This is a genomic window from Edaphobacter acidisoli, from assembly GCF_014642855.1.
Lineage (GTDB): Bacteria > Acidobacteriota > Terriglobia > Terriglobales > Acidobacteriaceae > Edaphobacter > Edaphobacter acidisoli.
In genome coordinates this window covers 2,856,589-2,875,452 of the sequence record NZ_BMJB01000001.1, presented here as the reverse complement: position 1 = coordinate 2,875,452, position 18,864 = coordinate 2,856,589, and the positions used below count along the sequence as shown (strand labels likewise).

Sequence of the window (18,864 nt, the reverse complement as noted above, 5' to 3'; positions counted from 1 at the left end):
ATCACGGAGAATAAGTATCTTATAAAATAAGATACTTATTTAATAAGTCTACTATGGCGACAAAGTCAAGTGAAAACCGCGCAAATCTTCATGCGGCGTTTGTGGTTCAGATACGGCAGTTTATTGCTGGAACGATCCTTTTCAACCAAAGAGTGGCGGACCAGGTGGGGTTTAGCCTGACGGATATGCAGTGCATTAATGTGCTGGAGATTCTGGGGCCAGCTACGCCGGGCCGGCTGGCGGTATGCACGGGGCTGACTACGGGTGGCGTAACGGTGATGCTGGACCGGCTGGAGAAGGCTGGGTATATCAAGCGCGAGGCCAACCCGGATGACCGGAGGAGTGTGCTGGTGCGGGTGAATCCGAAGAAGCTTGAGAAGATCAATTCGTATTACGACGGGATCAATCAGCGGTTGGGAGCGTTTCTGTCGACGGTTCCTGAAGAGGAGCTGGAGTCGGTGGTGCGATTCTTTGCGGAGATGAATTCGATCCGCACGAGCGAGGCGGATGCGCGAGGCGCTGGTCGTGCGAGTGATGTGGGCTCGGCTGCTGAAGCGGGGAAAAGAGCTCGGCGATCAGCAGTGAGTGCGCGTGCCGGAACGAGGGAATCCTAGAATCCTAGCGCCAAAGTTGCTTTGGATTGGCAACCAGTTATGGGCAATCTGCAACTTTGATAGTTATGCGGAATTGGGCGATGAGTGTGGCGGCGGTTGCGGTTGTGCTGCTTTCGCTGGATGGGTGCAGGAAGGCTGCGACGGCGGAGTCAGCGCCGAGGACGCTTGTGGTGACGAGCGCGGATATTCAGCAGGGCACGGAGATTCCGAAGCAGTTTACGTGCGATGGGGAGGGTGTTTCGCCTGCGCTGGGGTGGGACCAGCCTCCGGCAGGGACGCGGAGCATGGTGGTGATTGTGAGTGATCCGGATGCGCCGTCTGGGACGTTTATTCATTGGGTGATCTATAACCTTTCGGCCGAGACGCGTGGCCTGGCGCGAGGTGTTGTGGCGAAGGAGATGCTGCCGGATGGGTCGCGGCAGGGGGTGAATTCGGGCGATAAGGTTGGGTACTACGGACCTTGTCCACCGGGTCATTCGCAGCACAGATACTTCTTTACGGTTTATGCGCTGGACCAGGTACTTGCGCTGCCATCGGGCGCAGATGAGAGCCAGGTGTCGAAGGCGATGCATGGACATGTGCTCGCACAGGGGCAGTTGATGGGTAAGTATGGGCGGTGAATGATGACAGCTTTTGTAGGCCGGGAGAGTTCATGCATTCCGCCCATGCCGCGGTTGGTGGCTAAAAGGGAGCAGAGGTGTGGGCTACCGATACGGCCTCGGGGTCCTTCGACTTCGCTCAGGATGACGGCGGATTTGGTTTGGTGAGGGTTCCACCCGAGCGTTTATGGCTGGGCAGTGAACAGCAGATTCCTCCCCCTTCGACTTCGCTCGAAATGAAAAAAGCTGCGGGAAGGTCAGTGGCGCTGGAGGATGGTTTTCACTTCGGCGGCTGCGGCTGGGGAGATCATTAGGCGCAGTGCCGGTTCGGCGTGGGGGATGAAGTTGGGTGGCCAGAGCGGGTCGGTGGGAGAGACGGTCGAGAGGCTGACGTCGGGAATGGTGGTGTGCATCGATGAGTTCATGGCGTCGATGAAGGCGTTGGCGACGACGGCGTAGCCGGTGTTGGTGGGGTGGATGCCGTCGAGTGAGAAGAGGCCGCCGAGGAAGCTGAAGGTGCCGGTGTAGCCGTTGACCGTGACGCCGTTGGCGGCGGCTTGTGAGAAGAGCGAGTTGATGTCGACGAGCGTGGCGCCGACGGATTGTGCCTGCTGAGAGATGACCTGGTTGTAGGCGGCGATGTTGGTGCGGACGGTGGCGGCTTCGGCGGCGGTGAGGACGCCGGCGTCGGAGAGTGGGGTCTTCTGCGCGCCGCTCAGGATGGCGGAGATCTCGGTGAGGCCCTCGGGCGTGACGAAGTCTCCGGGCGCGATGCCGAATAGGGCGCTGAGGGTGGCGGTGGGAAGGTGCGTCGCGGCGGAGTACTCGGCGAGGATGAGGGCGGCGGGTTGGAGGTAGGGGACGAGGGTGACGTCGGGGATGTTGCCGATGACGAGGTGCGCGGTGGTTTTGGTGGAGAGCAGCGTGATGAGCGCGGTGTATTGGGTGGTGAAGTTGGAGAGCGACGTCATGGAGCTGGGCGTGCCGGTGAGGTCGGCGACGAGGGCGTCGTTGTTGCCGATCCAGAGGAAGATGGTGGTGGGCTGGGCGGCGATGGCGAACTGTGCCTGGCTGTAGTCCTGGCCGTAGCCGAGGCCGGGGAAGCCGAGGACGAGCTGGTTGAGTTGTTGTTGGCCGGGAGCAGGGTTGGTGAGGGGGATGGTGTTGGCGACGTCGTTGACGTATGCGCCGGGGACGGCGAGGTCGGTGGGCTGGGTGGCGAAGTTGTCGCGGCCGGTGGTGGTGCCGCTGACGGCGGTGATGACGGGCGGCGGACCGAGGCTGACGAGGTGCAGGACGCTGGGCGCTCCAGGGTACGCGATGAGCGGTTGCACGATGGTGAACTTGGCCTGCGTGGCGACGAGTGGGGCCCAGCCGTGGACCTGCTGGGTGTCGAGCAGCGAGCCGCTTTGGTAGCCGGCGGTGAGCGAGTCGCCGAGGAAGACGGTGTTGGAGAAGTTGCCGATGTTCTTCTGCTGCGCGGCCTGGACGGAGGCGAGCGGGTTGGATGAACTGCTGCTGCATCCGGCGAGTGCAAGGATGGCAGTCGTGGCGAGGAGGGCCAGGAAGAGGCTAGGTGTTGAATGTCCGTTCATTTTCATGGCGGCACACTGCTCCCTGTTATGACGCCGCGGGCGGGGATTTGCGGTGCTCCGGGCGGCATTTCTTCGGACGAGGTTTTGTATCACAGAGAAGGGTCGACGGACTAGGGACAAGATCGACCACGGATTTCGCGGAGGGACACGGATTTTTCCTTTTGTACTTTTGATCCGTGTCGCTCCGTGAAATCCGCGGTTGGTTTTTGGTGTCGGCTCGCGCGGTTAGGATAGGGAGTGTGAAGAGCTGGGTGGAGATATCTGCGGCGCGGCTGGTGGGGAATCTGCAGGTGCTGGTGGAGGCCGCCGGCGCGGATGTAGCTGTGTTGCCGGTGGTGAAGGCTGATGCGTATGGGCATGGTGCGGAGTTGTGTGCGCCGGTGCTGGCTCGGGCTGGAGTGGAGTGGCTTGGGGTTGCGGATGCTTTGGAGGGTTTGGCTGTGCGGCGGGCTTTGTCGGCTGCGGGGATTGCGGTTGCGGAGCAGCCTCGGGTGTTGGTGATGTGCGGGCCGCTTGGGGAAGATGATGCTGTGCTGGAGCATGGGCTGACGCCGGTGATCTGGACGCGGGAGCAGGTGGAGCGGCTTGGGGCTGCGGCGCGGCGGCGTGGTGCGGGGCTAGTTCGGGTGCATCTGGAGGTGGATTCGGGCATGACGCGGCAGGGTGCGGCGGTTGAGGGTGTGGCTGCGCTGCTTTGTCTCATGAAGGAGAACGGCCTGGTTGTGGATGGCGTGATGACGCACTTTGCTTCGGCGGAGTTTGCGGGGTCGGAGCAGACGCGGGCGCAGCGGGAGCGGTTTGCTGCTGCGGTGCGCGTGGTGGCCGAGGCTGGGGTGCGGCCGGAGTGGGTCCATGCGGGCAATTCGTCCACGATCGACAATGATGCGGCGGAGGATTCGTTGTGCTGGCTGTGGGAGCTTGCGGCGAGTGTGGGGGCGCGGGCGATGGCGCGGCCGGGGATTGCTCTCTATGGATACTGTCTGCCGATTGAGGGCGAGGGGCGGGCTTTGGTGCGCGAGCGTTTGCGGCCGGTGATGACGTGGAAGACGCGCGTGATGGATGTGCGCGAGGTGCGGGCGGGCGACGCGGTTGGGTATAACGCGACGTTTGTTGCGAACGAGCCGATGCGGCTGGCGCTGTTGCCGATTGGGTATTCGGATGGACTGCGGCGCGAGTTGAGTTCGACGAACGGGCGCGCTGGCGGATGGGTGATGGTGCGCGGGCAGCGGGCGGCGATTGTGGGGCGCGTGTCGATGAACCTCACCGTGGTTGACGTGAGTGGGATTGACGGCGTGAGTGTGGATGATGAAGTTGCTGTGCTGGGGGATGGCGTGACGGCGGACGATCATGCGCGCGTGGCGGGGACGATCTCGTATGAGATTTTGTGTGGTGTGCGCGCGGAGCGGCGAGTGCTGGTGTAGTCACTGTTGGTTTGCGGATTGAGAAGAGAGAAGCAGATTCCATCCCCTACGCCTTCGCTTAGGGTTCGGAATGGAAATGCAAAACAGACTGCTGCGAAAAGCAGATGGCTCTGTGTGATTTGCGTGGGCGGCGTGGGGACATTAACATCGGTTGAAGGAAATGAGGGACGAGTCCATGGAATTGAATGCAGGAGCGCGGCGGACGGAAGACATCGCGCTGGATTTGCTGAAGTTTATTGCGTCGCAGGCGAATGTTGGGTCGAAGTCGACGGGGAGCACGGGGTTTGTTGCGGCGTCGGCGGCGAAGGCTGAGGACCATGTGACGGAGCTGCTGGCGCTGTACTCGCGCTGCCGCGAGGCGGTTGAGGCGCCGGGCGAAAAGTAGTGGCGGGAGCGGCGCCGCTGCGGGTTGTTATCGTTGGAGCGGGTGCGTTTGGGCGCAACCATCTGCGCGTGTATCGCGAGCTGGAGCAGGCGGGGCGCGATGTGCGGCTGGTGGGCGTGGTGGATGCCAATGCTGCTGTCGCCGCTGAAGCTGCGGCGCGGTTCGGTGTTCCTGGTTTCGACAGCGTGGATGCGTGCTTTGCTGCGGTGGGTGGCGTGGATGCGGCTTCGGTGTGTGTGCCGACGGTGCATCATGCGGTTGCAGCTCAGCCGTTGCTCGAGCGCGGCGTCGATCTGCTGATTGAGAAGCCGCTGGCGGCGAGTCTTGCCGATGCGGATGCGATTCTTGCGTTGGCGAAGAAGCATAACCGCATCGTGCAGACAGGGCATCTGGAGCGGTTCAATCCGGCGGTGACGGCTGCGCGCGGTGTGTTGAATCGGCCCATGTTTTTTGAGGCGCATCGGTTGAGCGTGTTTACGCCGCGCTCGCTGGACGTGGATGTGGTGCTCGACCTGATGATTCATGATCTCGATATTGTGCTGAGCTTTGTGGGCTCGCCGGTACGCGAGGTGCGGGCGGTGGGGCTGCCGGTGCTCTCGAACAAGGTGGACATTGCGAATGTGCGACTGGAGTTTGAGAACGGCTGCGTGGCGAACTTCACGGCAAGCCGCGTGAGCACGGAGCGTGTGCGGAAGCTGAGGTTCTTTCAGCCGCATCAGTATCTGTCGCTCGACTTTGCGCGGCAGGATCTGCTGATGATTGATGTGACGGCTGCTGCGGGGATGGACCCGGCTGCGCTGGCGAAGCTTGCGGTTGCGGGTGCGCATCCTTCGGAGGGATTGTCGCTGCGTAAGGTTCCGGTGACGGAGGGCGAGCCGTTGCGGCTGGAGATTGAGTCGTTTCTGGATGCGGTGCGGCGGAGAGGGCGGCCGGTTGTAAGCGGCGATGACGGGCGCGCTGCGCTGGCGCTGGCGCTTGAGATTAATGGTGCGATTCGGGGACATGCGGCGCGTGCCGGGTTGTGAGCGAATTTGTACTCCGGCTGGATTTTTTCAAACGCATGGTGCGGAAGCGGCTCCCATGCATCTAGAGAGCGGGCCTTCAGAGGCCACTGAAAAGTGGCAGCCTTATTGAAGGCTGTCCCAGGGGCTAAAGCCCCTGCTTCTTTTTGCGTCGGTATTGCCCGGACTGAAGTCCGGGCCTATCTCAGAGACAACGACAAAGACAGAGCAACGACAACAGCAACCGCAACGACAACAGTTGTAGCAACCGCGACGACAACAGCAACCGCAACAGCAACCGCGACGACAACAGTTGCAGCAGTAGCAAACTGCAAAAGCAGATTCCTTTGCTACGTTGCGGAATGCAAAAGCGGAGAGTTGAGTCTCCTTGCACCGAAGCTAATTTGCACTGACAACTTCCTTCCAGCGGGTACACTTCTTCTGCGGAGGATGGAGTGCTGCGAAAAAGTTTTTGTGGATTCGTTCTGGCGATGGCGTTTGCTGTTGCTTCTCCTGCTTTGGCGCAGAGCGCGGCGGCTTGTGTGGGTTTGACGAAGGTGGTGGTGGCCGATACGACGATTGAGTCGGCGATGATCGTTCCGGCGGGGACGTTTCATGTAACTACACCGGCGCTGGCGATGTTCAACATGCCCGAGTTCTGTCGCGTGGTGGCGGTGACGAAGCCGGCGATACGGTTTGAGGTGTGGCTGCCGACGCAGATATGGAATGGCAGGTTCGAGGGCGTGGGCAATGGCGGCATGGCTGGGTTCATTGGCTATCGCGCGATGGGGCTTGCGCTGCGGCGTGGGTATGCGACGGCGAGTACGGATACGGGGCATGTGAATCATCCGCTGGGCAATGGGTTTGATTCGATGTGGTCTGAGGGACGGCCTGATCTGGTTGCCGACTTCGGCTATCTCGCGCTGCATATGACGACGGTGAATGCGAAGCAGATTGTGGCGGCGTTCTATGGGCACAGGGCGGCGCACTCGTATTATGTGGGCTGCTCGAAGGGCGGCGGGCAGGGACTGATGGAGGCGCAACGCTATCCGAAGGACTACGACGGGCTGCTGGTGGGCGATCCTGCTTACAACTGGACGGGGCACTATGCGGGCGCGCATCTGTGGTATTCGATTGCTACGCTGAAGGACCCCGAGAGTTATATTCCGGCGAGCATGGTTCCGCTGCTGGCGAATGCGGTGAACAAGGCCTGCGATGCGGCCGATGGTGTGCGCGATGGCGTGGTGAGCGATCCGCTGGCGTGCAGATTTGATCCTGCGGTGCTTGAGTGCAGGGCGGGCGAGGATGCTTCGCGGTGTTTTACGGCGAAGCAGGTGAAGGCGATTAAGGACATCTGGGGTGGGGCGCATGATGCGAAGGGAAGGTTGATCTATCCGGGGCTTGTGCCCGGCGGCGAAGATGGGCCTGGGGGCTGGGCGAGCTGGGTGACGGGGCACGCGCCGTTCCAGTCGACGCACTGGAGGGCGGCGGATGGGTTCTTTCGGTACATGGTGTTCAGTCCGGAGTTCAAGCCGCTGGACTTCAATTACGACACGGACCTGTCGCGGACGGTGGCGAAGGTGGGCAAGTCGCTCGATGCTGTGGACCCCAACCTGCTGCCGCTGGAGCGCGCGGGTGGGAAGATGATTCTGTATCACGGATGGAGCGATCCGGATATCTCTCCGCTGAGCACGATTGACTACTACGATGCGGTCGAAAAGATATCGGGCCCGCAGACTACGAATTTTTTGCGGCTGTTCATGGTGCCGGGGATGCAGCACTGCGCGGGCGGGCCGGGCGCGACGACGTTCGATGGGGTGACGGCGCTGGAGCGATGGGTGGAGAACGGCGAGGCCCCGGGACAGATGCTTGCGGCGAAGATTGTTGACGGTGCTGTGGAGATGACTCGGCCGCTGTGCGCGTATCCGAAGGAGGCTGAGTATCGGGGCAAGGGAGATACGAACGACGCGGCGAACTTTGCGTGCGTTGCTCCTCGGCGTGGACGCGATACTATATCCGCGTTGCGGTGAAGGGGCGTGATGAAGTGGCGGTCGGCGTGGGTTAGCTCGCCACTGCCCTGCCCTGGTGCCATTCGTGTTTCGTGGCGGATGCTGGCGGCTTGGATACTGGTTTGACTTCGAGGAAGTTGCGCCAGGCGGCGGACTCGGCGACTTGCTTGATGATGGCGTTGCGGCGTCTGAGCATCTTGATGAGATAGCGGCGAAGCAGGGGTTCGATGAGCCAGGCAAACGGGCCAGGCGCGGAGAAGCGCACCTCATCTCTCATGCGGGTGCCGTCGTCCATGACGGCGAAGTGATGGTCGTGCTCGAAGGAGCGGAACATGCCGTCGACCATGACGTCGCGGAAGTAGGCGCACGGGCGGAGAGCGTCGATCAACGCGGTGTGGCGAAAGCGCATGCCGAAGTGGCGCCCGGTCCAGGTGACGGAATCGCCGAGGCCGAGCAGGCCGGACTTGACGCCGCTTGCGACGCGCTCGTGAGTTCCGCGGGCAGAGACCAGATGAAGATCCACGCTTAACGACAACTTGAAGCAGCGCGGCACAGGTGCATTAATCCGTGTTTGCAGGCGAATCGTCTTCATCATCCGGAGCCCTTATTCAAAATAGACGCAACGTACGCAGAAACAGCAGCGCTGAAGAGTGTAGTCCTCTCCAGGTAGACATGCTGTAGGAAGTTTGATGCGTCGTGGTTGTAGTGGGTCGTCCGGAGGCGAGTAACATTCTGAGGACAAAGGGTTTGAGCTTTGCCCTTTGTTCAGCTTGCCTCGGCAATGATTCCGCTTGGATGGGCCTCTTCGTGGCTCTCTTCAGCGAGATAGAGGCGCCACTGGCCGTTCTCGGCAACCTGCTTGAGCAGTTCGAGCCGCTTGCGCACGAGAGCGGCGATGGCGGGCAGCACGAGCCGCTTGCCAATTTTTTTGCCCAGCCAGCCGAATGGCAGCGAGAAGCGCAGCTTGTCGATGATGAGGGTCTGGCCGTCGATCTCGATGAACTGGTGATCGTAGTGATAGCGGCTGAAGCGGCTGCGCTGCATGGAGTGCTGCAGGAAGCCGGGGCGCTCGTAGCGGGTCACGACGCTCTCGTGCACATGGGGCAGGCCGAACCGCCAGCCGGCGAAGATGACGCGATCGCCAGGGCCGAGCGTTCCCTGCACCTTGCCGCTGACGGGTTGCATTTCGAGTGTGAGGGCTGCCAGGCCAACGTGGGTTGAGAGTAGAAAACACCGGTCGGCTGGCGCGTTGACATGGATAGAGTCGCTTACAGTGAACAAGGCATAACCTCGGTCCCGCATTCTCTGCTTCGATCGCCTAAGGCTGCGCTGCACAGTGCTGCCGCGGCCCGCGCCGTTGAATGAGTTCAGCGGGTTGAGGGCCGCACAAACGAAATCAAGGAAGTGTACATAAATTTTCCGGGATGCCCAAGTACTCTTTTGGGGTACCGCGCTTGTCGCGTGAGGCTCCTATCACCCGGTATGCTGCTTCCGTAACTTGACAGGTTGACAATGCTACCGGAACTGCAGAGCTACTTCCTGTAAACACAACAGATAATAGCTGGGGTAGTGGGACTACATCGATCTCATGGAATCTGCATTAGGAGAGGCTATGAAGATATCGCTGATTCTGATGGCTGTGCTGCTGGGAGGGTTGATGCACCTCGCTTCGGCTGAGGAATGCACAGCCCTTGCATCGCATTCCGGCAAGGAAGCTATTGAGTATCTGCAAACAGTAAACGGGGACGCGCGTACTAGGTCTTGTGTCTTCGCGGCGTTTCAAGATATAGCATCGTTGCCGCCCGAACAAGCCACTCCTTTGCTGATTAAGTACCTCGACTATGAGCGCCCGCTCACTGATTCTGAAAAGCAAGGAGTTTTTTTAACTAGCGACCGGGGAAATCTATACCCCGCAGTGCAGGCTCTTTTTAACATTGGCAGCCTCCATCGAGGTGCAGTAGAACCGTTGCTCATTACCTATCTGGGAGAAGATCACAGCGGAGATGAACAGGGTTTCAAGAGCGGCGTATATCTGCTCTATGTATTAAGACACACCCCTGCAGCTATAGAAGACCTGAAGGCCAGGTGGACCAAGACAACCGATCCGGCGGTGAGCCAGAGGCTTCATGCGGCCGCGCAAGCCCTGTTGAAGTGGTGTCTCCCACGGGAGACGTGCGAGGATGCGGCTAAGTAGACAAAGTTCTACCGGAGCGGAGTCCCCTTAGGCACGATAAATGATACGGGCAATTTGATAACTCAAACTCCTGTTTCTGGAGAAGTCTTAAATCTGGATGCACCCGGATCTATACTCCACACCCAAGCACAGGATATTGTTCGAACAAGATTCGATTTTGAAATTTGGGTAGTGGAGCCAGATAGCAAAACGGTTATTTCACCGATTCTCAGGTATTACACGAGAACCTCATGCCATTATTACTCAACAGACAACCAGTCAGTCCCTACAACGGACGTAGGCGGAGACAATAAAGCGAGCTTGGGCACGTCGGCCATCTCATGGAATCTGCAATGAGCATCTATTCAAAAACGTTCATAGCAGCTGCGGTAATGGTGAGTTTTTGTCTCCCTATCCATTCTCAGACATCTTGTGACGCGGTGAAGTCGATGGCGCCAGATGCCGCGATCACTTACATTCAGAGAGCCAAGGAGAACCATATATCGGAGAGTTGTTTCCGTGCGGCCTTCAATATCTTTTTGCCTCTGCCTACGGAGAAAAAGATCCCAATCCTGCTCGAACTCCTTTCGGCTCGAATACCCACAGAGCGCAACGACGGAGATCCAGAATTTGTTACGAGGATTCCTGGCCCTGACCTCTACTATCCTGCCGTGGAGGCGCTCATTAACCTTGGCGAAGTTGCCGAGCCGGCGGTTCTCGACTATATCGCATCCGACCCCTATGGTGATCGAGTTGGATGGGAGAACGCGGTCTTCGTTCACTTAATGCACCAGACACAATTTTTCAACATCGTTCATGCCATCACTACGCTGAAGGTAAAACGCGCTGAACTGAAAGATACCGCCAAAATCAGCCGCATCTCTGAGGCCATCAAGTATATCGACGACAAGTATTGCCAAAATTCCCTTGGCGCTGCCTGCAGGGCTGCTGCGGAATCCCCTTAGCCACGATAAAATTCTGCGTTGCCCGCTACTGCCTTAGCTCGACCTCGGTTGCGCCCTGGCCGCCCTGGTTGTGTGGGGGTTCGGTGACGGAGGTGACGTGGGGGTGGTTGCGGAGGTATTCGCGCAGGGTGCGGCGCAGGATGCCCATGCCTGTGCCGTGCACGATGCGGATGCGGGGCAGGCCGGCGAGGAAGGCGCGGTCGAGGAAGCGTTCGACTTCGTCGTGGGCCTCGTCGGCGGTGCGGCCGATGACGTTGATCTCGGAGGGCACATAGTCGGGCTCGATGGCGGTGGCGATGGTGACTCCGCCTCGGCGGCGGGCGGCCTGGAGCGGGGTCTCGGATTTCGATGATTCGAGCGCGGCGATGTCGTCGAAGGCGGCGCGCATCTTCATGGGGCCGATGGAGACTTCGAAGGTCTTTGTGTCGATGATTCTTTCGACGCGTGCTTCGCGGCCCAGGGATTTGAGCTTGACCTTGTCGCCGGGCTTGATTTCGCTGGCTTCGATGGGATGCTCGGCTGTGGGCGCGGCTTTGTCTGCGCCGGTGGTGTGGGCGAGGACGGTCGTGTTGAACTGCTCTGAGAACTCGCGGCGGGCGCGGGCGACTGCGGATGCGGAGTCGCGCGTGAGTTTTTTGGCGATGGCTTTGTCGCCGATGCTTTTGACGCTCTCTTTGAGCTGCGACTCGAATTCGGCGAGGAGCTTGTTGAGCCTGGCTTCGAGTTCTTTGATGCGGGCTTTTTGTTCGGCGCGACCTTCGAGGTCGAGGCGCATCTTCTCGCGGGAGACTTCGCGCTCGCGCTGCTGGAGGGATTCGCGCTCCGCTGTGGCTGCGACGAGCTGCTCGTGGAGATGGTCGAGGAAGGCGCCGATGTCGGCCGTTTGCGTGGTCATCTGCGCGCGTGCGGCGGCGATGATTGCGGGTTCGAGGCCGAGACGCTGCGCGATGTTGAGGCCGGCGGAGGCTCCGGGTACGCCGAGGCGGAGTTGATAGGTCGGCGTGAGTGTCTGCTGGTCGAAGCCGACGGCGGCGTTGAGCACACCGGCGTGGTTCGCTGCGTAGACCTTGAGCGAGGTGAGGTGCGTGGTGATGGCGCACCAGATGTTGCGCGTGAGGAAGTGTTCGGCGACGGCGACGGCGAGGGCTGCGCCTTCTTCGGGGTCGGTGGCGGAGCCGAGTTCGTCGAGCAGGACGAGCGAGGATGGCGTGGCTTCGCGCGAGATGCGGTCGAGGTTGACGACATGCGCGGAGAAGCTGGAGAGATTGCGTTCGATCGATTGGGCGTCGCCGATGTCGGCGTAGATGCTGGTGAAGAGCGGCAGCGCGGCTTCGTCGGCGGGGACGGGGATGCCTGCCTGCGCCATGAGAGCGAGCAGGCCGAGGGTTTTGAGTGAGACGGTCTTGCCGCCGGTGTTGGGGCCGCTGATGATGAGCTGACGCGTGCCGGATGGGAGCGTGATGGTGAGCGGGACGGGTGTGGATGCTTCGTTTCTGCCTGCGGCTCGCGCTTCGGCTTTCATGCGGAGTTCGAGCAGCGGATGGCGTGCGTTGATGAGGGTGAGCTGTGGTTGGGTTAGATCTGTCGCTTCCCATCCTTCGCGGTGAGACTGCGAAGGATGGGGCACCTGCAGGATCGGTGCTGCTTCCGGCGAAATGCGGGGGTTCTTCGCTGCGCTCAGAATGACAGCTTTGGTGCCAACCGGGAGGAACTGAGGGCGGGTGCAGTTGAGGTCGTTGGCGAAGCGGGCGCGGGCGAAGTGGGATTCGACTTCGGCGAGGATGCATGCGCCGGCGTGAATCGCTGCGGCGTCTTCGCCGAGCGCGTGCGTCATGGCGACGAGGATGCGGTGGATTTCGGCTTGCTCTTCGTCGAGCAGGCGGACGAGTTCGTTGTTTTGCTCGATGGTTTCGAGCGGCTCGACGAAGACGGTGGCGCCGGAGGAGGATGAGCCGTGAATGACGCCGGGGACCTTGCGTTTGAACTCGGCTTTGACGGGGATGACGAAGCGTTCGCCGCGAACGGTGATGAGATCTTCTGTACTGGACTGGGTGCTGCCTTCTTCGCGGAGGCGGCGGGCGGCGCGGCGAAGGCTCTCTTCGATGGCGCGGTGCTGCCGCTCCATGGTGCGGCGGATGCGGCGGAGTTCGGGCGAGGCGTCGTCGTTGAGCGAGCCGTCGGGTTCGATTTTGCCGCGCAAGAGACGCAGCAGCGGGGAGAAGTCGTGATCGCGTAGCGGAGCGGAGAGTGCGACGATGCCTACGTCCTCTGCCGATTGCGATGAGAGCGGGGTAAATCGGGCGCCCGCGCCTGCATTTGGGAAGACGAGGTTGCGCCACTGCGCGATGCGCTCGATGAGGTTGAGCAGGCTGAGAATCTGGAGGGCATCGAGTGCAGAGCCTTCGATGCGGGCCTCTTCGAGTGGAGTGGTGGGATCGAAGAGGCCGTGGAAGTCGAAGCTGCCGCCGCTGGTGAGAAAGGCTCGAACTTCGGCGGTGCGCTGTTGCTGGCGCTCGATCCAATTGAAATTGGTGGAGGGTTCGAGCGCGAGCACCCAGGTGCGGCCCAGTGACGACGAGGTGCGTCCGGCGATGTGTTCGCGCAGACGCGGCCACTCAAGCGCCTGTGCGCTGGATTCAGTGAGCGGCGAAGGGATATGCGGCAATAGAGCTTCGGAGTTCATGGAGTTCGCTTGCTCTATCGTAATCGTCTATGGTTATGGGGGGTTATGGGGAACCTTGACGGGCGTGGGTGCGTAGCAGATGTCGGATTCAGACGAGCTGCCTGAGCGGAGATGCCAGGTTCGGGCGGCGATGGAGGTGCGCGATGGTTTGTCAGTCATGTGGAACGGAAGTGAATGCGGATGCGTTCTGCTCGAAGTGTGGAGCGCAGATACCTGTGTCGCCGCAAGCGCAGCCTGGGTATCCGCCGTTTCCTCCGGCGATGTATATGTCGCGCGTTTCGCGGCATCTGCGAACACTGGGCATTCTCTGGTGTGTGTATGGCATTTATCACCTGGTAAAGGGGCTGCTTGCTCTGACGTTTTTAAGCGCGTTTACTGTGCGCGGCTTCACGGGAGAGTGGCCGTACTGGTCGTATTATCATGGGCCGTCGCCAGCGCCGTGGATGCATGCGTTGGTGCCGGTGATTGCGACAACGACTATGGTGTGGACCGCGCTGCTGCTGCTGACGGGCTACGCTTTACTCACGCGTAGAATATGGGGCCGTGTGTTGGCCATTGTGGTGGGTGTGCTGTCGTTGATTGCAATTCCGTTCGGCACGGCAATGGGGATTTATACATTGTGGGTGCTGGCGTCGAGCGCTTCAGGCATGGAGTACGAAGCAATTGCCGACCAGAGCTGAAGCAGCGCGCGAAGCCTTCGATTGAGAATCGAAGATGTGGCCTGAGTTAGGCGGATGTGGCCTGGCTAAATGCATCAGTACCGCATGTTAGATATCCTTCCTTCGGTCCGGGAGCATCCCACGAAGTGTGACCAACAGGTCAGGAGGGCCCTCCCCATGCGGAAGACATCGTTGTTTTTACTTCTTGCAGCTCTCGCCGTTGCGCCTCTGGCGCTGCGCGCAGATTCCTACGACTACACCATTAGTGCTGCCGCTGCGAATGGCGATCCGAACATGATGTTCAGCGCCAGCGGCACGATGACTGGCACAACCGATCCATACAACAGCGCTGCCGTTGACGTGACTGCAATCACGGGCAGCGCCAGCGGGTACAACTTTCAGAGCGTGGTTGACCCCGGCACGACGAACACGCAAACGCAGGGCAATGCGTTCGGCTTTACGTTCGACAATGTGCTGTACCCTGCCAGCGGCGCTGCTCATGCCGATTCGACCGGCTTTCTGATTGATCTTGGCAGCCCGCTGGGAACGAGCCTGGCGCACGTGTACTACACGGGCGTGACGAGCCAGAACCCAGGCGGGTATGAGGTAGATGTGGTGGATCCGAATGAGCCGGGGGCCTCGACTCCTTTTGGCGTCGCGAATCCATTTTCAGTGAGCAGGTTTACCGTTACGCGCGCGCCCTCTGCCGTACCGGAAGCTGCGAGCGTGTGGCTGCTCGGGACCGGGCTTGCGTGCCTTGCTGGCCTGGCCATATGGAGAGTGAAGCAGAGAGAAATCGTCTGACATTCGCGACACAAATGTAGACTGGGTGCATGAGCTTTCCTGTTACGCGAATGCGCCGGCTACGCCGCACGGAGGCGATGCGGGCGCTGGTGCGCGAGACGCATCTGCGCCCTGGGGCGATGATCTATCCGCTGTTTATCTGCCCGGGTGAGAGTGTGCGCAAAGAGATCAGCTCGATGCCGGGATGCTTCAACTTGTCGATTGACGAGGCTGTGAAAGAGGCAGAGCAGTGCGCTGCGCTGGGGCTGGGCGGGCTGCTGCTGTTTGGGCTTCCGGCAGAGAAGGACGAGCAGGGTACGGGCGCTTGGGCTGACGACGGGATTGTGCAATCGGCGCTGCGCGAGCTTAAGAAGAATCGCAAACTGGACTCGCTGGTGATGATGGCCGATGTGTGTCTGTGCGAGTACACGTCGCATGGGCACTGCGGCGTGGTGGTGCGCGATGGCAATCACTATGAGGTTGCGAACGACGCGAGTGTGGCGCTGCTGGCGAAGACGGCTGCGTCGCTGGCTGCGGCGGGCGCGGACGTGATTGCCCCGAGCGACATGATGGATGGCCGCGTGGCGTCGATTCGCGCGGCTCTCGATGCGGGCGGGCATGAGCAGGTGCCTGTGTTGAGCTACGCGTCGAAGTTCGCGTCAGCGTTTTATGGGCCGTTCCGCGAGGCGGCGGATTCGGCCCCGCAGTTTGGCGACCGGCGCAGCTATCAGATGGACGGCGGGAATCTGCGCGAGGCGATGCGCGAGATTGAACTTGACCTAGCCGAGGGCGCGGACATGGTACTGATGAAGCCGGCGATGCCTTATCTGGATGTGATTCGCGCGGCGCGGGAGCGGTTCGATGTGCCGATGGGCGCGTACCAGGTGTCGGGCGAGTTCTCCATGCTGCACGCGGCGTTTCAGCGCGGATGGTTGGAGCCGGAGCGCGCGATGATGGAGTCGCTGATCTCGATTCGGCGTGCGGGCGCGGACTTTATCGTGACGTACTTTGCCAAGGATGCGGCGAAGGTGCTGGCGTAGCGATGGCAAAGATTGCGATTGTCGGTGTGGGCGCGATTGGTGGGGTGGTGGCTTCGCTGTTGCAGTTGGCGGGGCGGCATGAGCTGGTGTTGTGTGTGCGGCGTCCGTTGGCGGAGCTTGTGGTTGAGACGCCGGATGGCGCGGTGAAGGTCGATGCTACAGTGCTGACTCGACCGGAAGATGCGCGGCCTGTCGATTGGGTGATGGTGGCGACCAAGGCGTATGACGTTGCCGGTGCGGCGAAGTGGCTGGAGCGGCTGTGCGCAAAGGGCGCGCCGGTTGCGGTGTTGCAGAATGGGGTCGAGCATCGTGAGCGGTTTGCGCCGTTTGTTCCTGCGGAGAAGATTGTGCCTGTTGTTGTGGATTGTCCGGCGGAGCGGGTGTCGCCGGAGCGCATTGTGCAGCGTGGGCCGATGAGTCTGAAGGTGCCGGAGGATGCGCTGGGCGCGGAGTTTGTTTCGCTGTTTGCGGGTACTGCTGCGGATGCGATGACTGTGCCGGAGTGGACGACGGTGGCGTGGCGCAAGCTGTGTCATAACGCTGCTGGGGCAATCTCGGCGCTGACGCTGCTGCCGAATGGCGTGATGCGGGATGAGGCGATTGGCGAGGTTGCGCTGGAGATGGTGCGCGAGTGCGTGGCTGTGGGCAGGGCAGAGGGTGCTGTGCTTGGCGATTCGGTTCCTGAGGATGTGCAGGCGGCGTATCGGCGGTCGGCTCCGGATGGAGTCAACTCGCTGCTTGCGGACCGGAGCGCGGGCAGGCCACTGGAGATTGACGCGCGCAATGGAGTGATTGTGCGGATGGGGAAGAAACACGGGATTGCAACGCCTGCGAACAGTATGGCGGTGGCGCTGCTGCAGGTGATGGCTCAGGGTGCGCCGGAATAAAAACTACTTTGCTTCGGACGCGGTGCAGGTTTGTGTACCGGATAATTTTTGATTCAGCAGCCGCGGCATGAGCAGGTTGAAGAAGGCGTCGGTGTGGGGTTTGAGGCAGGCGTTTGCGTTGGCCGCGCCGGGTGTGACGCGCGTGAAACCCTTGTCGTCGACTTCGATGTGCAGCGGTGTGGTGGGGCATGTTGCGGGATCGATGGCGTAGGCCATGGCGACCGGGTCGTAGAGCGTGGGTGTGGTCTGGCCGGTGCTGCGTTGCCACTCGGCGGTGAGGAGCTGGAGCGAGTCGGTCAGCGGTGTGCTGATGGAGGCGAGCAGCGAGCGCTTCACTTCGTCGAACTTCTGCTGCGTGGAGTCGAGCGGCATCATGTAGATCGGTACGCCGGAGCTAAAGAGTTTTTTCGCGGCGGGAACGTCGGAGTAGATGTTGTACTCGGGTTCGGGATTGTGGATTGTGGTGTAGCCGAAGTCATCGTAGCCGCGATGGATGGAGCCGCCCATCATGACGACGCGCTTGAGCTTGCGGAAGGTCGCTGGGTCGCGGTCGATGGCCGCGCCGATGTTGGTGAGCGGCGCAATGGCGACGAGGGTGATCTCGCCAGGGTTGTGGCGGATTTCGTCGAGCAGGAAGGTGACGGCGTCGGTGTGCGGGTGTTCGCGGCCTGCTTCGGCCCACGGCTTCTGCGTGAACTTCGTCATGGTTTTGGTCGGGACGCCGGTGTAGACGGGGATATCGGCGCGGCCGGTCTCGCAGAGGATGCGGTCGAGTAGGCGGCTGCGTAGGTCGGTGTCACCCCAGGCTGAGGTGATGCCGACGATCTTAACCTCGGGGCTGGAGAGCGCGAGCGCGACGGCGAAGGCGTCGTCGATGTCGTCGCCGATGTCGGTGTCGATGATGATCTTTTCGGCGGCTGGCCTGGACGGCGCGGGTTGTGCAGGGCTGGTTCGTGAGGAGAGCGTGAGCAGCAGGGTTGCAATCAGCGCGGCGGTGCCGAACGTGAGTTTCATAGACAGGCAAAAGCTTAACACCGATCTGCACCGATGCCCCGATGCAGATCGATGTTTGCCAGCGCGGGGAGAGAATCTGCTTCTACTGCGGAACGTAGCTCAGGTCTGGGCGGTAGACCCACAGTTCGGTGGTGATTTTGGAGCAGCTATGGTAGAGCTGATCGAGCACTTGCGGGCCGGAGTCGCCATAGGCTTCTTTGAGTGCGTCTCTCAGCGGTTTATCGGGCGCCTGCATAGCGGCCCAGGATGCGTCGTCGATGACGTGCACATACGCGGGTGCCTCGCCACCATTGGCGAGCTCATAAACGCGGGAGGGTCTGGCTGGATATTTGGTTTTCTGGATGGCCGCGTTGATCTTCTTGACGGCGTCGGCGAAGTCTTTCCCGTGTCCGGGCAGGACGTTGTAGATGTGGACGGAGATCATCTTGGTAGGAGTTGAAGACGGCTTGTCGAGACTGAGATCGTCGCGAAAGATGTAGAGTGCCCTTGTGTTTCCGGCTGAGTAAGGGAGGATGCTCTTCGCGATCTCGGGCTCGTCGAGTTTGTCGAATGATTCGTGAGCGTCGAAGTCGCTCCAGTGATGTTCCGGCTCTACCGAGGCATAGGAGCCGGTGAGGTCCCCGGTCAGAATCTGGTAGACGTAGACAGGCCAGGCGTCCTTTTGCGAGGCGTGGAAGGTCGAGTGTTCTTTCCGGCCGGCTTCCCATTGCTGGCTCATGCCCGGCTTGGCGGTTGTGACGTTAACGACTGTGACCATATCGGGCGACGATTGCGCCAGGATGGAGGCGGGAACAAGAAGCAGAGCACACAGCATGAACTTACACATGGTGAATCTCCTTGGATGTATGTTGTGCGCCTCGGGGAGTAGGCGTGTCCGAATGGCCCGGTGAAGCGGTGTGGCGCAAATGGCCCGTGGAGCGAGTGCTGAGGAGACTTGCGGGGAGTAGCGCCGAACGATATAGGGAGGAGTTGCGGAGTGTCAATCGGCAAGATATTTCAAACATGCAGCATTCTGCCATCGAAAGCTTGTGGCGGC

General features: G+C 60.8%; 18 protein-coding genes. 12 read left to right on the top strand and 6 right to left on the bottom strand.

Annotation, left to right across the window (positions count from 1 at the left end):
• Positions 1–53 precede the first annotated feature (53 nt).
• Positions 54–614, top strand: a complete 561-nt coding sequence (locus tag IEX36_RS11675; protein ID WP_188759460.1) for a MarR family winged helix-turn-helix transcriptional regulator — start codon at positions 54–56, stop codon at positions 612–614.
• 80 nt (positions 615–694) lie between these two features.
• Complete coding sequence (locus tag IEX36_RS11670) at positions 695–1,234, top strand: YbhB/YbcL family Raf kinase inhibitor-like protein (protein WP_188759459.1); 540 nt, start codon at positions 695–697, stop codon at positions 1,232–1,234.
• Positions 1,235–1,470: 236 nt separating this feature from the next.
• Here IEX36_RS11670 and IEX36_RS11665 read toward each other — a convergent pair whose 3' ends face one another.
• Entirely contained in the window at positions 1,471–2,814 is a 1,344-nt protein-coding gene (locus tag IEX36_RS11665) for an SGNH/GDSL hydrolase family protein (protein ID WP_188759458.1), read from the bottom strand.
• 233 nt (positions 2,815–3,047) lie between these two features.
• On the opposite strand from IEX36_RS11665, the gene alr reads away from it, so the two are divergent.
• The 4 genes from alr (at position 3,048) to IEX36_RS11645 (ending at position 7,645) form a co-directional block, all read left to right on the top strand.
• Positions 3,048–4,229 (top strand): alanine racemase, encoded by a 1,182-nt coding sequence (alr, locus tag IEX36_RS11660; protein ID WP_188759457.1) that lies wholly within the window; start codon positions 3,048–3,050, stop codon positions 4,227–4,229.
• 175 nt (positions 4,230–4,404) lie between these two features.
• On the top strand, positions 4,405–4,614 hold the full coding sequence (locus tag IEX36_RS11655; RefSeq protein WP_188759456.1) for a hypothetical protein: 210 nt from the start codon (positions 4,405–4,407) through the stop codon (positions 4,612–4,614).
• Positions 4,614–5,639, top strand: a complete 1,026-nt coding sequence (locus IEX36_RS11650) for a Gfo/Idh/MocA family protein (RefSeq protein ID WP_188759455.1) — start codon at positions 4,614–4,616, stop codon at positions 5,637–5,639. The genes IEX36_RS11655 and IEX36_RS11650 overlap by 1 nt, the downstream gene beginning before the upstream one ends.
• A gap of 467 nt (positions 5,640–6,106) precedes the next feature.
• Positions 6,107–7,645: a tannase/feruloyl esterase family alpha/beta hydrolase gene (locus IEX36_RS11645; RefSeq protein WP_188759454.1), complete on the top strand. Its 1,539-nt coding sequence runs from the start codon at positions 6,107–6,109 to the stop codon at positions 7,643–7,645.
• A gap of 31 nt (positions 7,646–7,676) precedes the next feature.
• Here the strand turns inward: IEX36_RS11645 and IEX36_RS11640 are convergent, their stop codons facing one another.
• Together IEX36_RS11640 and IEX36_RS11635 are read right to left on the bottom strand one after the other, a co-directional pair.
• Positions 7,677–8,219, bottom strand: a complete 543-nt coding sequence (locus IEX36_RS11640; RefSeq protein ID WP_188759453.1) for an SRPBCC family protein — start codon at positions 8,217–8,219, stop codon at positions 7,677–7,679.
• Positions 8,220–8,389: 170 nt separating this feature from the next.
• Complete coding sequence (locus IEX36_RS11635) at positions 8,390–8,926, bottom strand: SRPBCC family protein (protein ID WP_229668909.1); 537 nt, start codon at positions 8,924–8,926, stop codon at positions 8,390–8,392.
• Positions 8,927–9,236: 310 nt separating this feature from the next.
• Between IEX36_RS11635 and IEX36_RS11630 the strand changes: the two genes are divergently transcribed.
• Positions 9,237–9,818, top strand: coding sequence for a hypothetical protein (locus IEX36_RS11630; RefSeq protein ID WP_188759452.1), 582 nt, complete (start codon positions 9,237–9,239; stop codon positions 9,816–9,818).
• A gap of 332 nt (positions 9,819–10,150) precedes the next feature.
• The gene (locus IEX36_RS11625) at positions 10,151–10,762 is read left to right on the top strand and encodes a hypothetical protein (RefSeq protein ID WP_188759451.1); all 612 of its coding nucleotides are present in this window, start codon (positions 10,151–10,153) and stop codon (positions 10,760–10,762) included.
• A gap of 25 nt (positions 10,763–10,787) precedes the next feature.
• On the opposite strand, the gene IEX36_RS11620 is transcribed toward IEX36_RS11625, so the two are convergent.
• Complete coding sequence (locus IEX36_RS11620; protein WP_188759450.1) at positions 10,788–13,445, bottom strand: endonuclease MutS2; 2,658 nt, start codon at positions 13,443–13,445, stop codon at positions 10,788–10,790.
• 143 nt (positions 13,446–13,588) lie between these two features.
• Between IEX36_RS11620 and IEX36_RS11615 the strand changes: the two genes are divergently transcribed.
• From IEX36_RS11615 to IEX36_RS11600, 4 genes are all read left to right on the top strand, one after another.
• Positions 13,589–14,125 (top strand): zinc ribbon domain-containing protein, encoded by a 537-nt coding sequence (locus IEX36_RS11615; protein ID WP_188759449.1) that lies wholly within the window; start codon positions 13,589–13,591, stop codon positions 14,123–14,125.
• 156 nt (positions 14,126–14,281) lie between these two features.
• Entirely contained in the window at positions 14,282–14,908 is a 627-nt protein-coding gene (locus tag IEX36_RS11610) for a hypothetical protein (protein ID WP_188759448.1), read from the top strand.
• A gap of 29 nt (positions 14,909–14,937) precedes the next feature.
• Positions 14,938–15,927, top strand: a complete 990-nt coding sequence (hemB, locus tag IEX36_RS11605; protein WP_188759447.1) for a porphobilinogen synthase — start codon at positions 14,938–14,940, stop codon at positions 15,925–15,927.
• 2 nt (positions 15,928–15,929) lie between these two features.
• Positions 15,930–16,814 (top strand): 2-dehydropantoate 2-reductase, encoded by an 885-nt coding sequence (locus IEX36_RS11600; protein ID WP_188759446.1) that lies wholly within the window; start codon positions 15,930–15,932, stop codon positions 16,812–16,814.
• Between the two features lie 3 nt (positions 16,815–16,817).
• Here the strand turns inward: IEX36_RS11600 and IEX36_RS11595 are convergent, their stop codons facing one another.
• Both IEX36_RS11595 and IEX36_RS11590 read right to left on the bottom strand, forming a co-directional pair.
• Positions 16,818–17,828 carry a nucleoside hydrolase gene (locus IEX36_RS11595; protein WP_188759445.1) on the bottom strand — a complete coding sequence of 337 codons (1,011 nt, stop codon included), beginning with the start codon at positions 17,826–17,828 and terminating at the stop codon, positions 16,818–16,820.
• An 82-nt stretch (positions 17,829–17,910) separates the two neighbouring features.
• Positions 17,911–18,654, bottom strand: coding sequence for a hypothetical protein (locus IEX36_RS11590; protein WP_188759444.1), 744 nt, complete (start codon positions 18,652–18,654; stop codon positions 17,911–17,913).
• Between the last annotated feature and the right edge of the window lie 210 nt (positions 18,655–18,864).